The sequence below is a fragment of the Billgrantia antri genome, from assembly GCF_019430905.1.
Lineage (GTDB): Bacteria > Pseudomonadota > Gammaproteobacteria > Pseudomonadales > Halomonadaceae > Halomonas > Halomonas antri.
The window spans coordinates 100,622-115,524 of sequence record NZ_JAHYCA010000005.1 but is presented as its reverse complement, the minus strand read 5'-3'; the positions used below and the strand labels follow the sequence as shown (position 1 = coordinate 115,524).

Here is a 14,903-nt window from a genome sequence, read left to right as displayed (position 1 = left end):
TCAGCGACCTCGGGTCAGGTGTTTGGGGCGCGTGCCATCTCCTCCTCCAGGCGCCGGCGAACCTCTCCGGGCGACCCGGTATGGCGGGCCAGCAAGTCGTAGGCCACCGGCACCACGAACAGAGTGAAAAAGGTGGCGGCCGCCACGCCAGCGATGATGACCGTGCCGATCACCATGCGCGCCTCGGATCCGGCACCCGAGGAAACGATCAGCGGAATGGCGCCGGCCATGGTGGTCACCGCGGTCATCAGAATCGGACGCAGGCGAGTAATCGAGGCCTCGATCAGCGCATCGCGGAATGCCAGGCCCTGGTCGCGCAACTGATTGGCAAATTCCACGATCAGGATGCCATTCTTGGCCGCCAGCCCGATCAGCATCACCAGGCCCACTTGGCTGTAGATGTTGAGCGACTGACCGGTGAGCCACAGGCCGAGCAGGGCGCCACTCATCGCCAGCGGCACGGTGAGCATGATCACGAAGGGGTGGACGAAGCTCTCGAACTGGGCAGCCAGCACCAGGAATACCACCAGCGCGCCGAGTACCAGCAGGAAGGTGGTGGCACCACTGGCTTCGCGGTAGTCCCGCGAGGGGCCGGCGACGTTGGTCTGCGCCTCGGGGGACAGGATCTCGGCGGCCGTCCGCTCGAGGTAATCGAGGGCTTCACCCAGCGGATAGCCTTCCACCAGGTTGGCCTCGATGGTGATGGCACGGATTCGGTTGAAACGGTTGAGTGTGCTGGCGCCGGCGAAGTCGGTCAGCGTCACCAGGCTCGCCAGCGGAATCAGCTCGCCCGAACGTGCCGATCGCACCTGAATGTTGTCCAGCGCCCGCGGGCTGTTCTGCCTGGTCCGGTCGCCCTCGACGATGACGTCGTACTCTTCGCCGTTGTCAACGTAACGGGTCACGTTGCGCCCGCCCAGCATAACCTCCAGGGTACGCCCGATCTCGCTCACCGTGACCCCGAGAGCCGCCGCGCGTTCGTAATCGATATCCACGCGCAGCTGCGGCTGGGTTTCGCGATAGTCGCTATCCAGGCCGGAAAGAAGCGGGTTGTGCTCGCGAATGTGCTCGAGCATCAGGTCGCGCCACTCGGCGAGTTGCTCATAAGTGCCCCCGCCGAGCACGAACTGTACCGGCTTCTCGACGCGCTGGCCGAAGCCTTGGCGCATGATCGGGATGGCCTGAACGCCGGGAAGGTCGGCCAGGCGCCCGCGCACGTCGTCCATGATCTCCCAGGCGCTACGCCGCTCTCCCCAGGCGGCCATGTTGATGATGGCAAAGCCGCCGTTGAAGTTCTCTATGTTGCCGAAGCCGCGCGGGGCGCGCACCACCACGCGCTCGAGCTCGCCCGAGTCCACCAGCGGTTGCAGGCGCAGCTCGATCTCGTCCATGTAATCCAGCATGTAGTCGAAGGTGGCACCTTCCGGCCCGTTGACGAGAATGAAGAAGTTGCCGCGATCCTCGCGCGGGGTATATTCGTTGGGCAGCCGTTCGGCCACCCACAGAGTGGCGACGACAAGGGCGACGAACACCGCCAGCACGGCCAGACGTGCCTTGAGCACCGCCTCGAGCAGCGAGCGGTAGATGCGCTGTGACAGCTCGAGCAACCACTGCACGCCGCGTGCCGCCAGGCTGTCGTCCATGCCGGGCTTGAGGATCTTCGAGGCCATCATCGGCGTGAGGGTAAGCGCCAGCAGGCTGGAGATGGCGACTGCCGCGGCCATGGTCAGGGCGAACTCGGAGAACAGCCGGCCCACGTTGCCCTGCAGGAAGCTCAGCGGCACGAACACTGCGATCAGTACCAGGGTGGTGGCGATCACCGCAAAGGCGATCTGGCGGGTGCCACGGAAGGCCGCCACCAGCGGCGTCTCACCGTAGTCGTGCATTCGCCGGGTGATGTTCTCGAGCACCACGATGGCGTCATCGACGATCAGCCCGATGGCCAGCACCAGCGCCAGCAGCGTGAGCAGGTTGATGGAAAAGCCCATTATCGCCAGCGCGATGAACGCGCCAATCACGGCGATGGGAACCGTCACGGCGGGCACCAGGGTGGTACGCACGTTGCCGAGGAACATGAAGATCACCACCACCACCAGGCCCAGGGCGATGAACAGTGTCAGTACCACCTGCTCGATGGCACCGGCCACGAATACCGAGGCGTCGAAGTTGAGGCTCAGCTGCATGCCCTCGGGCAGGGTACCCTGCAGCCGTTGCATTTCCGCCTGCACGCCCTGGGAGAGCTCCAGCATGTTGGCGGTGGATTGCATCATCATGCCGAGCCCGACCATGGGCACGCCGTTGGCGCGAAAGATCGAACGGTCGTCCACCGAGCCGACCTCGACCCGGGCCACGTCCCCTAGGCGAATCAAGGAGCCGTCGCTGCCCTGGCCGATGGCCAGGCGCTGGAAGTCCTCGGCCACGGCAAAGGCTCGCGGCAGGCGCACGATGAACTGGCGCTCGCGGGATTCGATCGAGCCGGCGGGCAGTTCGACGTTTTCGGCACGCAGCGCACTCTCCACGTCGCCGACGGTGAGGTTGCGTGCCGCCAGGGCGTTGCGGTCGATCCACACCCGCATGGCGTAGTCGCTTCCTCCACCCACGCGTACCCTCGCCACCCCGGGTTGCACCGAGAGGCGATCGGCGAGGTAGCGGTTGGCGTAGTCGGTCAGTTCCGGTATGGAGTAGCCCTCGCCGGACAGGCTCAGCCATAGCACGATGTCCTCGCTGGAGTCCGTCTTCTGCACCTCGGGGGGATCGGCGTCGTCGGGCAGGTTGGGCTGGGCACCGCTGATGCGGTCGCGCACGTCGTTGGCCGCAGCGTCAATGTCCGTCTCGAGGCCGAATTCGATATCGATCCGCGAGCGGCCGTCCTCGCTCGATGAGGTGACCACCTCGATGCCCTCGATACCGGCAATGCGATCCTCCAGCACCTGGGTGATCCGCGACTCGACCACGTTGGCCGCAGCGCCGGGATAGCGGGTATCGATGCTGATCACCGGTGGGACGATGGAGGGGTATTCCTGCAGCGATAGCCGTTGCAGCGAGAGCAGGCCGAAGGCCACGATCAACAGCGCCAGCACCGTCGCCAGCACCGGCCGCTGGACCGAAACGTCGGACAGCCGCATCAGGCGTCTCCTTCTTCGCGATGCGCCTCGAGAATCTCGCGAATCGAATTCTCCTCACTGGCGATGCCCAGTAGCCGCACCCGATCGCCCTCGCGGGCGCGCTGCACCCCATGGGAGACCACCAGCTGGTCGGCCTCGAGCCCTTCGAGAATCTCGGCCTGGCCAGCGCGGCGCTCACCGACACGTACTTCGCGGCGCTCCAGGCGATTCTCGTCGGCCTCGTCGATGACCAGCACGTACTGGCGGTCGCCGCTGGGTATCAGCGCCGATTCGGGTACCACCACCGCTTGGCGCGGGCGACGCTGTAGCACGACCTCCATCAGCATGCCCGGGCGCAGGCGACGCTCGGGGTTGTCGAGCTCGGCGCGTACCGTGACGCTGCGGCTGACGGGGTCGACCCGCGAGCCGACGCTGGCCACTTCGCCCTCGAAGAGTTCGTCGGGAAAGGCCACGCTGCGTGCGGTGAGCGGAATCCCGGGAGCGAGCATTGCCAGGTAGACTTCCGGCACGCTGAAGTCGAGCTTCATCACGTCGATCTTGTCCAGCGTGACAAGCTCGGTGCCGGGGGTGACCAGGCTCCCCAGGCTGATGTTACGAAACCCCACCACGCCATCGAACGGGGCGCGCAGGCGGTAGTTGGTCAGCCGTGCCTCCAGCGCCTGGATCTCTGCCTCCACCTGGCGCAGCCGCGCCTGGCTGTCCTCCACGTCGGCCCGTGGCGCCATGTTGCGGCTCTGCAGCTGGCTCAGGCGATCGACCGCACCGCGACGCTCGTCGCGCAGGGCCTGGGCGACGCGCAACTGGGCACGCTCCTCGCCGTCCTCCAGCCGGATCAGCAGCTGGCCGGCCTCCACCGCCTCGCCGTCGCTGAAGTTCAGCTCGGCGACGATCTCCGTCACCGTGGCCGATAGCGTCACGCTCTCGTCGGCGCGCAGGGTGCCGAGCGCCTCCAGCGGGTCGGACCAGGGCTGAATCTCGGCGCGGGCACCGATCACCGCAGTACGCTCCTGGGCCACCGCGGGCAGGGCGCTGACCAGTGACAGCAGGGTGGCCAGGAGGAGAGTGGCGGCCAGCCATACCGGGCCGGCCAGCGAAGCCAGTCGCTGGACCGGAGAGAGAGCAAGGGAAGGCGATCTGTTCATAGGGGCTCTTGTGATGATTCGGCAGTCGCTAGGGGCCCGTCCATGGCCGCTTTCTTAACAGCCTACTCGTTTTGGCAGCATCGAATGTGACAACAAATTCACAACGGAGGTTCTACTTCTACATTTTGATCGTATAGGGGTTGTATAGATTCATCAATTCAAACGCCGCTTGTGCCTCACCGCGCGTCTTGTTGCCTCTTTCTCATCCTTTAGTCGCACGCCAATTGATGCTAAACGCTGTATTAGCATTAGAAGAAACAAGCGCGGTAAGTCGCATGAGTTCGAGTCGAAGGGGCAACGCGGCCTTGGCCGGGTGACGGGCCGTTCTGCTAGAATCGGCCTCCTTTCTGCCTACGGAATTGCCATGCCGTCTCCAGGGTTCGATGTCGTGATCGTCGGTGCGGGTGCCGCCGGGCTGATGTGTGCGCTCACGGCGGGCTATGCGGGGCGACGCGTGCTGGTGATCGACCATGCCAACAAGCCGGGCAAAAAGATTCTGATGTCCGGGGGAGGGCGCTGTAACTTCACCAACCTGGACACCGGCCCGGCCAACTTCTTCTCGGCCAATCCGAGCTTCTGCATTTCAGCGCTGAAGCGCTACCGCCCGGAGCATTTCGTCGAGCTGGTGGAGCGACATGGCCTCGACTACGTGGAGAAGGCACCGGGCCAGCTGTTCTGCGCCCATTCCGCCAAGGAGCTGCTCGATGTGCTGCTCACCGAATGCGAATGGGCCGGGGTGGAACTGCGCATGAAAACTTCCGTCGAGCGCATCGAAACCGCAGGTGAAGGCATGCGGCTAGACACCTCCCTGGGGCGCATCGAAGCCGGTGCCGTGGTGATCGCTACCGGTGGGCTTTCGATACCCACCATGGGCGCCACCGGTTTCGGTTACGAGGTTGCTCGCCAGTTCGGTCTGGAGGTCACCGAGACGCGGCCGGCGCTGGTTCCCTTCACCCTCACCTCCGGTTGGAAGGCGCGAGCGGCCGGTCTGGCCGGGGTGGCCTGCGACGTAGCGGTCAGCGCCGTACGTGACGGTCAGCGCCTCGGTCCGGGGCGCGAGCGTCGATATCGCGAGCCGATGCTGTTCACCCATCGCGGCCTTTCCGGCCCAGGCATGCTGCAGATATCGAGCTATTGGCAGCCTGGTGACGAGCTCGAGATTGACCTGCTACCGAATCTCACGGTCAGCGAGGCGCTCGCGGCGGCGCGCCATGAGACGCCGCGCCGCCAGCTCTCCACCTGGCTCGGCGAGAGCTTGCCGCGTCGCCTGGCCCAGGCGCTGGTCGAATGGTATGGCGAGGATCCAGTCCTGGCCGAACTCTCCAATGTTCGCATCGAGGCGTGGCAGCAGCGTCTCGGGCGCTGGCGTCTCAAGCCTGCCGGCACCGAGGGCTGGCGTACCGCAGAGGTGACCATGGGCGGCGTCGACACCGCCGCGATCTCGTCGAAGGATTTCAGCGTCGAGGGGCTGCCGCCGCTACGTTTCATCGGCGAAGTGCTAGACGTCACCGGCGAACTCGGCGGTTACAACTTCCAGTGGGCCTGGGCCTCGGGCGTTGCCTGCGGCCAGGCGCTCTAGCCTCTCCCACGAAACCGGCATTCGGCCATGCGGTCGTGCCGGCGCGACAAAACTTTACTTAATGTAACCGGGCGTTCCCGGGGGCATTGCTACGCTGGGGGAATCGGTTCGTTCCGAACGAGGGTCGTCAAAGGAGTGCGCCATGCCCTTGCTAGCTCACGAGTTGGAAGCTTCCCAACAGTTGGAAACACTCGATACGCTGCATGCCAAGGAGTGGTTGAGACGCTACCAGCGCGTTCGCCGAGCCTCGGAGCGGCTCTGCGAGCCGCTTTGTACCGAGGACTACGTGATCCAGAGCATGGATGACGTCAGCCCGCCGAAGTGGCATCTCGCCCACGTCACCTGGTTCTTCGAAGCCTTCATTCTCACCCCCTTCCAGCCTAGCTACCGAACGCTCGATCCGGTTTACGATCACCTCTTCAACTCCTATTACGACACTCACGGCGTGCCGTTCCCACGGCCCCGACGCGGCACGCTGTCGCGCCCGACTGTGGCCGATGTGTACCGCTTTCGCTCCCATGTCGACACGGCCTTGGCGGAGTTGCTGGCATCACCGCCGCCCGAGCATGCCGAGGAGATCCTGCGTCGTGTCGAGCTGGGGTTGCATCATGAGCAACAGCACCAGGAACTGCTGCTCATGGATATCAAGCATATCCTGGCGCAGAACCCGCTGTGTCCCGCTTATCGCGACGATCTGACTCCTCCGCCGACGGAGTCACCCGGTGAGCTGACTTGGCTCGCGCATGATGCCGGCGTCCGTGAGATTGGTCATGACCTGCAATCGGGCTTCGCCTACGACAACGAGGGGCCGGTCCATCGCCAGTTCCTCGAGGCGTTCCAACTGGCCAACCGACCCGTGACCAATGCGGAGTTCCTGGCCTTCATCGAAGATGGCGGCTACGCGCGCCCCGAGCTTTGGCTCTCCGATGGCTGGCAGCAGGTCGGTCAGGAGGGCTGGCAGGCGCCGCTGTATTGGGTCCAGCGTGACGGCGAGTGGTACCACTTCACCCTGGGCGGGCTGCGTCGGGTGGACTTGCATGCGCCGGTGGTCCACGTGAGCTTCTTCGAAGCCGATGCCTACGCTCGTTGGGCCGGGGGGCGTCTGCCCAGCGAGGCAGAGTGGGAGGTGGCCGCCCGCGATGCGGCCATGAGTGGCAACTTCGTCGAGCGCGACCACCTGCAGCCGGTAGCTGCGTCGCCGTGTATCGATGCCGCGAGCCAGCTGTATGGCGACGTCTGGGAGTGGACCGGCAGCGCCTACCGGCCCTATCCCGGGTTTCGCCCCTTGCCCGGTACCCTGGGCGAGTACAATGGCAAGTTCATGTCCGGGCAGATGGTGCTGCGTGGGGGCTGCTGTGCTACGCCGGCCGACCACATCCGGCCGAGCTACCGCAACTTCTTCCCGCCTCATGCCCGCTGGGCATTCTCCGGTTTTCGGCTTGCCAGGGAGGCCTGACATGGATTCGCTCGTACGCTTTCACGATCAGCACCCGCAAGAGGAGGCGGGTTCGCTTTGCGAGGAACTGCTGGAAGGGCTTACCGCCACGCCCAAGTGCACATCGCCCAAGTTCTTCTACGACCGCCGCGGCTCGGAACTGTTCGATGCCATCTGCGAGCAGCCCGAGTACTACCCTACCCGAACCGAGCAGGCGATCTTGCGTGCCGCGGCCGCCGATATTGCCGAAGTGGTGGGTCGCGATGCTACCTTGATCGAGCTGGGCAGCGGCGCTAGCCGCAAGGTGCGCCTGCTGCTCGAGGCGCTGCATCCGGCGTGCTACCTTGGGGTGGACATATCACGCGACTTCCTTCTCGAGAGTACCCGCAGGCTGGCGGTGGACTATCCCTGGCTCGAGGTGCATGCCGCCTGCGCCGACTTCACGCGCCCCATGGCCTGGCCGGAAGGTCTGGCGGGAGAGCGTCCGGTGGCCTTTTTCCCCGGTTCGAGCATCGGCAACTTCACCCCCGAGGAGGCCGAAGGCTTTCTCAAGGGACTGGCGAGGCTACTTCCGGCCGGTGGGGGCTTGCTCGTCGGCGTCGATTTGATCAAGGACCGCGCGATTCTCGATGCTGCGTATAACGACGCTGCCGGCGTCACCGCTGCCTTCAATCTCAACTTGCTGCAGCGCTTGCGTCACGAGTTCGAGGCAGAGGTCGAGCCGCAGGGATTTCAGCATCGTGCGTTCTACAATGAGAGCGCTTCACGCATCGAGATGCACCTGGTCAGCCTCTACGATCAGGCCATCCGCGTGGCGGGGGAGCGCGTCGAGTTCGATGCGGGCGAGAGCCTGCACACCGAGAGCTCCTACAAGTACAGCATTGCCGGTTTCCGCGAGCTGGCCGGTCGTGCCGGCTTCGAGCCACGGGCACACTGGACCGATCGTGACTCACTGTTCTGCATCCACTATCTGGAACGTGTGGTCTGATGGCTCCGATGGGAAACCGGTCTATGCTGCATGACAGAACCCGCCGCAAGCAGAGGGCCCGTCATGACCATGATCGCGATTCAGGATTCCTCCGAGTTACAGGGCAGCGCGTTTGCCGACCGTGTCGTCGACGAGGCCGTGCGCCAGGCCGAGATCTACGGCTGGCGTGCGGTGCGTCTGTCAGAGGTGGCTCGCAGCCTCGATCTACCGATGTCCGTGGTACTCGAGCGCTTTCGTGGCATGGACGACGTGGCCAACGCCTGGTTCCAGCGCGGTTGGCGCGCCATGCTGGCTGGCAAGCCGGATACCTTCGATGACTGGCCGGAGCGGGTACGGATCGAACATTGTCTGCAGGCCTGGTTCGATACCTACACGGCTCATCGGCAGGTGACCGTTGATATGCTCAAGGCCAAGGCGCACCTGCCTCACCCGCATACCTGGGTGCCGATGGTCTTCGACCTGTCGCGTACCGTTCAGTGGCTGCGTGAGGCGGCGAGGCTCGAGGCGCGCTATGGCACCCGGCGTGCCCAGGTAGAGGAGATGGCATTGACCAGCCTGTTCCTGGCGGCCTTGGCGGTATGGTCCACCGACACCAGTGAAGGCCAGCGCCGTACCCGCCGTTTCATCGAGAAGCGGCTCAAGCGTGGCGAGAGCTGTATGAAGTGGGTGCCGGGCGTGGCCCACCGGCGTCATCACGCCGAGGCGCAACTATGAGAAGGTTTGGCCTCGGCGAGGAAGCCATGCGTCGATAATCGGCGCTGTTGCGTCGGGAGGATAGCCGAGCTCAGCGTACCTGCCGGAGGAGCTGGCGCGCCCGGCTGAGCAGCAAGCCACCGGCAGCGGCTCGCTTCATCATGCGCATCAGCGAGTCGGGATGACGGGCACCGCTGACCAGCAGGGCACCGCCGGCCAGGTATGCCAGTGCTCGGTAGCGTTTCAGGCGTTGCCAGCCCGCATCGAGGGATACCGATGTGCGTTGCCAGCGTTCCGCCGCGACCAGAATGTCGATGCGCTGCTGTTCGATAATGGCGACGAGTTCGGCCTTGCGCTGTGAACGGGGCGGTCCCTGGTGTCGGTTACTGTCGCGGCGCATCGCGTTGCTCCTCCACCAGGTGTCGATCCAGGGCGAGCTGGGTCAAGGTTTCCTTCAACAGGGTGTGGCGTCGGGCCTGGCGCAGGGCCAGGACGGCGGAAAGGCCGCCACCGGCCAGCAGCACGGCGGCGCACAGGAGAATGGCGGCCAGGCGGTGGGTGTCCCAGAACAGCACCACCACCAGCAGCGTGAGCATGCCCAGTCCCAGCAGGATCAGCACCAGGCTCAGGCCCAGCAGCAACAGCAGGGTGACGAGGCGGGCACGCTCCTCCTCGAGTTCCAGCACGGCGAGACGCAGGCGTGTCTCGCCGGTGGCCACCAGGCTTGCCAGCAGGCGCTTGCCGATGACGAACAGGCGCTGTACCGGTCCTTCACTCGACGCCATCAGCGACGCCCGATGAGCATGCCGATGACCACGCCTACCGCGGCGCCGATGCCGATACTGGTCCAGGGATTGTCGTGTACATAGCGATCGCAGGCATCGGCCTGATGGTGCAAGCTGTCGCGGGCTTCCCCGTAGAGTCTTTCACCGCGGGCTTCGAGACGCTCGCGGGTATCCTTCAGGCGTTTCTCGGCGCGCGCCCGAAGCTCCTTGACGTTGCTGCGCGAATCGTCGGCGGTGGCACTGACCAGTTCCTCGATGGTATGGCTCAACTGGTGCAGGTCTTCCTTCAACTGACGGGTGGTTTCGTCGACATGCGGAGTGCGAGAGGCCATGAGAGTCTTCCTTTGACGATGGGTTCACAGGCTCAGCATAGCATTAGCGACTACGACTTCAACGCCGCTTCGCTGCGTCACTGACGGGGATCAATCGGGGAACAGACCGCCATTGCCCGAGAAGATCGGGTTGAGACTGAAGCCGATGCCGATGCGCTGGGTGCGGTGATCGTAGTCGATCATGCTGTCGCCATAGCCGTAGAAGTACTGCACGTGGCCTCGGATGTTGCCGTGCAGCGGCCACGAGTAATCCACTCGCGTGCCCATGTTGCCGGCACTGGGATTGCCGTGCCACTCCACGCCGAGCTCGCTGTCGCCGAAGCGCCGAGCCACCCCGATGGTACCGTAGCCCATGTAGCGTTCGATATCGGGATTGTCGTCGTCGCCCTCGGACTCGGGGACACGCCAATGGGGGGCCACGCTGACCAACCAGTCGTCGTTGAGAAATGTTGATTCCAGGATCACGCGGTTCCAGCTGCGCGACATGTCACCGGAGCGTCCGTTGGACTGGTGATTGAAGCTCACCCGGTTGTTGATGTTGGTCCAGCCGAGCAGTGACCAACGGTTCTCGAAGTCGACGAAGACTTCCGGCTCGTAATTGGTCTCGCGGAAGGGCGAGGAGGAGTCGGCATTGTAGGCCTGCCACCAGCTGCGCTGGGTATAGGCGAAATAGAGATCGCCACCGTGGTCGCCGAAGAGTCGCTCGACCAGGTTGAACTTGGCGCTGAACTGGAACTTGACCTCGGCGCGGTCGGGGGTGCCGTCGCGATCGACGTCACCGAAGACGGCTTCATTCGGGCGACGATCATAATTCAGCGGCAGCAGGTAATTGCGCCGGTGGGTGGTGATCGCGAAGGGGTTGCGCGACGACTCTCGCTCGAGTTGACGACGTTCCTCCACCGGTTCGAGCTCCTGCTCCGAAGCGATGGTGATGATCTCGCCAAGACCGAGGCCCCGTTCACCGGATTGCAACCGATCCTGTGCCAACTGCTGGCGCAGCGTATCCAGTTCCTGGCTGAGCGTCTCGATGCGTGCTTCGATTGCAGCGCGTTCTTCAGCGCTGAGCTGGCCATCCTGGGCCATGGCGCTGCCGACGGACCCGATCAGCAGCAATGCAACGAGAACCTTGGGGGACGAACAACGAAGCATCATGGCAGCGGGACCGAAGGAAGCGTGTATGAACGCCGTTTCTACCATGTCGGAGGCGCAAGTCAACCGTATCGGCACAAAACACCGCATGGCAAGAGGCAAGCGAATCGTGAACGATACGGGGAGGCCACGGTCTTTCCATTGCCATGCGGGACTTCCGGGCCGAGAATCGGCTGGAAGCGAAGAGCGCTTCCAGGCATGAGCGCATGAGCCCTCCCACGGGAGCCCTATCAAGAGAGTAAGAGTGAAAGAATTGCCTTATTGCATGCATCGATGCCGGGCCGGCCGGTCACCCTGGCGTTATATCGTATGGTGCCTCCTGCTGCTGTTTGTCTGCGGACGGGTGATGGCAGAGGATGCACTGCCCGAGCGGGCCGCTGTGGAAGAACGCCTGGCGGAGTTGCAACCCGAGGAGGGCACGAGCGCCACCGAGGCCGAGCAGCGCGATATCGACGCGCTGCAGGCCACGCTCAGCAGCCTCGAGCAGTTGCAGGGTATAGAGGAGCAGCTCGAGGCCTTGGAACAGCGGCTGGAGGAGGCCCCCGCTGAACTGCTTCGCCTGGAGCGGGAAATTCTCGAGGAGGAGGAGGCGGCGCTCGATCGCACCATCGCCGAGCTCGACGATATACCGCTGGATGAGCTGGAATATCGCCATCAGGAAGCGGTCTTCGAGCTGCAGCAACAACAGGATCGTCTGGCCGATGTGAACGCCCGCCTGCTTTCCGCCCAGACCCTGCCGGAGCGTGCCCAGCAGGCCATTGCCGAAGCGATGCAGACCGTCGAACGGACGCGCCGGTCGCTCGACGCGCTGGAAGGGCAGGGGGCGAGTGACGATTCTCCCCAGTTATGGCAGCTCGAGGTCGAACGGCGCCTGGCCGAGCGCACGCTGCGCCTGCGCCAGCGCGAGCTGGGCAGCAACACGCGGCTGCGCGAACTGGCGCAGCAGCGGCGCGACCTGTTGACCCAGCAGATCGCACGCCAGGAAGCCGAACTGACGCTGCTGCAGAGCGTGATCGATCGTAAGCGCCGCATCGCTACGGAACAGGCGATTGCCGATGCCGCCAGAGACGACCCGCTGCTCGAGGCGGGCCATCCGGTGCTCGAACGCGCCCAGCAGGTCAATCGCGAGCTGAGCCTCGAACTGCTGCGGGCCAACGATCGCCACAATGGCCTGGTGCGCGAGAGCCTGGCGATTCGCAGCCAGCTCGATCACGTTCGCCAGCTCGAGCGTAGCCTCAACGAGCAGATCGAGGCGATACGCGGCAGCTTGTTGCTCTCGCGTATCCTGCGTGAGCAGCGCCGCTCGCTGCCTCAGGTCGATGCAAGGCGTAACCTGCAGGACGAGATCGCCGATCTGCGTCTGCGTCAGTTCGACCTGGTGCGCCAGCGCGACTCCCTGCGCCAGAGCGAGCGCTTGGCCAACCAACGTCTCGAAGAGGCCGGCGTCGAAGTCAGCGAAGCGCTGGTGGAGTCGTTGCAGGGGCTCTATCACTCGCGTCGCCAGCTCGTCGATCAGCTCGAGCAGACCTATGGCGGCCTGTTGAGTGCGGCGATCGAGCTGCAGCTCAACCAGCAGCAACTGCTGGACACGTCGCGCGAGCTACGTACGACCATCGACGAGCAGCTGTTCTGGATTGCCAATACCCGTCCGCTGGATCTGGCCTGGTTTCGCCAACTGCCCGCCAACCTGACGTCCGAATGGCAACAGGGCGAGTGGCGGGAGGTATTGCCGGTGCACTGGCGTTTGCCAGGGGGAGAGGCCCTGGCCGGGGCGCCCTTCGTGCTGCTGGCGGTCGTGCTGCTGGGACTACGGCGCCGCGTACAGCGTCGGCTGACCGTGCTGCATGAGCAGATCGGCAGGCTGCGCAGTGACTCCCAGGCGCACACGCCGCTCGCGGTTGCGCTCAACGCCTTGCTGGCCTTGCCGGGGCCGCTGACTCTGGCGGGCGTCGGGGTCTCGCTCGATGCCATTGAGTCGGGGATCGCCTCGGGCCTTGGGCAGGCTTTCCTGCATCTGGCCCTGGCCTGGGCCTTCCTGGCCTGGTCGCGGCGTCTTCTGGTGCGCGACGGGGTGGCCACCAAGCATTTCTACTGGCCGTCGGGCTACGTCTCGCGGCTACGCTGGCTGCTCGGCTGGCTCGGCGTGGCCCTGGTACCCGTACTGCTGATTTCAGCACTGGCTCGCGATGGCGAAATCAGCCTGACCACGCGGCCCATTGCGCTGACGCTGCTGCTGACCGGGCTGCTTGCGATGAGCGTTCTGCTGGCTCGGTTGATCCTGGCGCATACGCCCTTCTTCGGCGTCAAGCTGTTCCGCCTGATATTGGGCTTGCTGATGGCTGCCGTACCGCTGGTGCTGGTGGGGCTGATCGTATCCGGCTTCGAATATACCGCCCTGAGCCTGGTCGGCCGCTTCGTCATCACGCTTTATCTCTTGGCGATGTGGATCCTGGTCGAGGCGTCGGTGGTACGTGGCCTGGCGGTGGCGGCACGCCGATTGGCCTTTCGCCGTGCGTTGATGCGGCGGCGTACCCAGGCCCAAGAGGGCGCCGAGGGCGGTCTCGAAGTCGTCGAAGAGCCGCCGCTGGACATGGAACAGATCAACCAGCAGTCACTGCGTCTCTCCAAGCTGCTGCTGCTGATCGGCTTTGCCTTGCTATTTTACCTGGTGTGGACCGACCTGCTCACGGTACTGGGCTATCTGAACGACATCGCGATCTGGGAAGCCGGCGAAGGGGCCGGCTCGGAGCTCGTCACCAATGCGCTATCGGTCGCCGATATCTTCACCGCGGCTCTGATCGTCGTGCTGACACTGGTGATGGCGCGCAACCTGCCGGGGCTGCTCGAGGTGATGGTGCTGTCGCGGCTGGAGCTCAAGCAGGGCAGCGCCTACGCCATTTCGACACTGCTCTCCTACACAATCATCGGTACCGGGCTGGTCGCGGCGTTGGCCACTCTGGGGGTGGCATGGAGCCAGTTGCAGTGGCTGGTGGCGGCGCTGGGTGTTGGTCTGGGCTTCGGTCTGCAGGAGATCTTCGCCAACTTCGTCTCGGGCCTGATCATCCTGTTCGAACGGCCGGTGCGCATCGGCGACACCATTACCCTGGGCAACCTCACCGGCACGGTGAGCCGCATTCGCATACGCGCCACTACGGTGACCGACTTCGACCGCAAGGAGATCATCATCCCCAACAAGACCTTCGTCACCGATCAGCTGATCAACTGGTCGTTGTCGGACACCATCACCCGGGTCGTCCTCTCCTTCGGTGTTGCCTACGGTTCGGACCAGCGCCTGGTGCACCGACTGCTGCGTCAGGTCGCCGACGAGAACCCACGGGTGCTGGGTGACCCCGAGCCGCAAGTGTTCTTCATGAACTACGGCGAGAGCACGCTGACCTTCGAGCTGCGTGTTTTCGTCAATTCGCTCGGCGACCGTCTGTTCGCCACCGACGAGATCAACAGTCGAGTCGGCGAGCTGTTTGACGAATACGGCATCGATATCGCCTTCAACCAGCTCGATGTCTGGCTGCATCGCGCCGATGGCGAGATGCAGAAGAAGGTGCAGACAGTGAGGCCTGCCGACGGTGGCCGGGAATCATTCCCGCCCCCCGGGGCGAGCGGAGACCCGGGGGATATCGAGATTGATGGAGGAGGAGACGACGGCGGTCGCTGAGG

Annotated in this window: 11 protein-coding genes; 5 read left to right on the top strand and 6 right to left on the bottom strand. The window is 64.5% G+C overall.

Annotated features, from left to right (window positions below; translation table 11 throughout):
- Positions 1–14: 14 nt before the first annotated feature.
- Positions 15–3,125: an efflux RND transporter permease subunit gene (locus KPL81_RS14150; protein ID WP_219792748.1), complete on the bottom strand. Its 3,111-nt coding sequence runs from the start codon at positions 3,123–3,125 to the stop codon at positions 15–17.
- Positions 3,125–4,267: an efflux RND transporter periplasmic adaptor subunit gene (locus tag KPL81_RS14145; RefSeq protein ID WP_219792747.1), complete on the bottom strand. Its 1,143-nt coding sequence runs from the start codon at positions 4,265–4,267 to the stop codon at positions 3,125–3,127. The genes KPL81_RS14150 and KPL81_RS14145 overlap by 1 nt, the downstream gene beginning before the upstream one ends.
- 364 nt (positions 4,268–4,631) lie before the next feature.
- Here KPL81_RS14145 and KPL81_RS14140 point away from each other — a divergent pair, with 364 nt between their 5' ends.
- The 4 genes from KPL81_RS14140 (at position 4,632) to KPL81_RS14125 (ending at position 8,983) form a co-directional block, all read left to right on the top strand.
- A complete protein-coding gene (locus tag KPL81_RS14140) occupies positions 4,632–5,846 on the top strand; it encodes a BaiN/RdsA family NAD(P)/FAD-dependent oxidoreductase (RefSeq protein WP_219792746.1) in 1,215 nt (404 codons plus the stop codon).
- Between the two features lie 142 nt (positions 5,847–5,988).
- Entirely contained in the window at positions 5,989–7,302 is a 1,314-nt protein-coding gene (gene egtB, locus KPL81_RS14135) for an ergothioneine biosynthesis protein EgtB (RefSeq protein WP_219792745.1), read from the top strand.
- Position 7,303: 1 nt separating this feature from the next.
- Positions 7,304–8,269 carry an L-histidine N(alpha)-methyltransferase gene (gene egtD / locus KPL81_RS14130; RefSeq protein ID WP_219792744.1) on the top strand — a complete coding sequence of 322 codons (966 nt, stop codon included), beginning with the start codon at positions 7,304–7,306 and terminating at the stop codon, positions 8,267–8,269.
- A gap of 63 nt (positions 8,270–8,332) precedes the next feature.
- Complete coding sequence (locus KPL81_RS14125; protein WP_219792743.1) at positions 8,333–8,983, top strand: hypothetical protein; 651 nt, start codon at positions 8,333–8,335, stop codon at positions 8,981–8,983.
- 70 nt (positions 8,984–9,053) lie between these two features.
- Here the strand turns inward: KPL81_RS14125 and KPL81_RS14120 are convergent, their stop codons facing one another.
- The 4 genes from KPL81_RS14120 to KPL81_RS14105 form a co-directional block, all read right to left on the bottom strand.
- Complete coding sequence (locus KPL81_RS14120; protein ID WP_219792742.1) at positions 9,054–9,362, bottom strand: YqjK family protein; 309 nt, start codon at positions 9,360–9,362, stop codon at positions 9,054–9,056.
- Positions 9,346–9,747, bottom strand: a complete 402-nt coding sequence (locus KPL81_RS14115; protein WP_219792741.1) for a phage holin family protein — start codon at positions 9,745–9,747, stop codon at positions 9,346–9,348. Before KPL81_RS14115 ends, KPL81_RS14120 begins: the two co-directional genes overlap by 17 nt.
- A complete protein-coding gene (locus KPL81_RS14110) occupies positions 9,747–10,079 on the bottom strand; it encodes an ElaB/YgaM/YqjD family protein (RefSeq protein ID WP_209477581.1) in 333 nt (110 codons plus the stop codon). The genes KPL81_RS14115 and KPL81_RS14110 overlap by 1 nt, the downstream gene beginning before the upstream one ends.
- A gap of 90 nt (positions 10,080–10,169) precedes the next feature.
- Positions 10,170–11,192, bottom strand: a complete 1,023-nt coding sequence (locus tag KPL81_RS14105) for a phospholipase A (RefSeq protein ID WP_240549291.1) — start codon at positions 11,190–11,192, stop codon at positions 10,170–10,172.
- Positions 11,193–11,493: 301 nt separating this feature from the next.
- Here KPL81_RS14105 and mscK point away from each other — a divergent pair, with 301 nt between their 5' ends.
- Positions 11,494–14,901: a mechanosensitive channel MscK gene (gene mscK / locus KPL81_RS14100; RefSeq protein WP_219792925.1), complete on the top strand. Its 3,408-nt coding sequence runs from the start codon at positions 11,494–11,496 to the stop codon at positions 14,899–14,901.
- Positions 14,902–14,903: the final 2 nt, after the last annotated feature.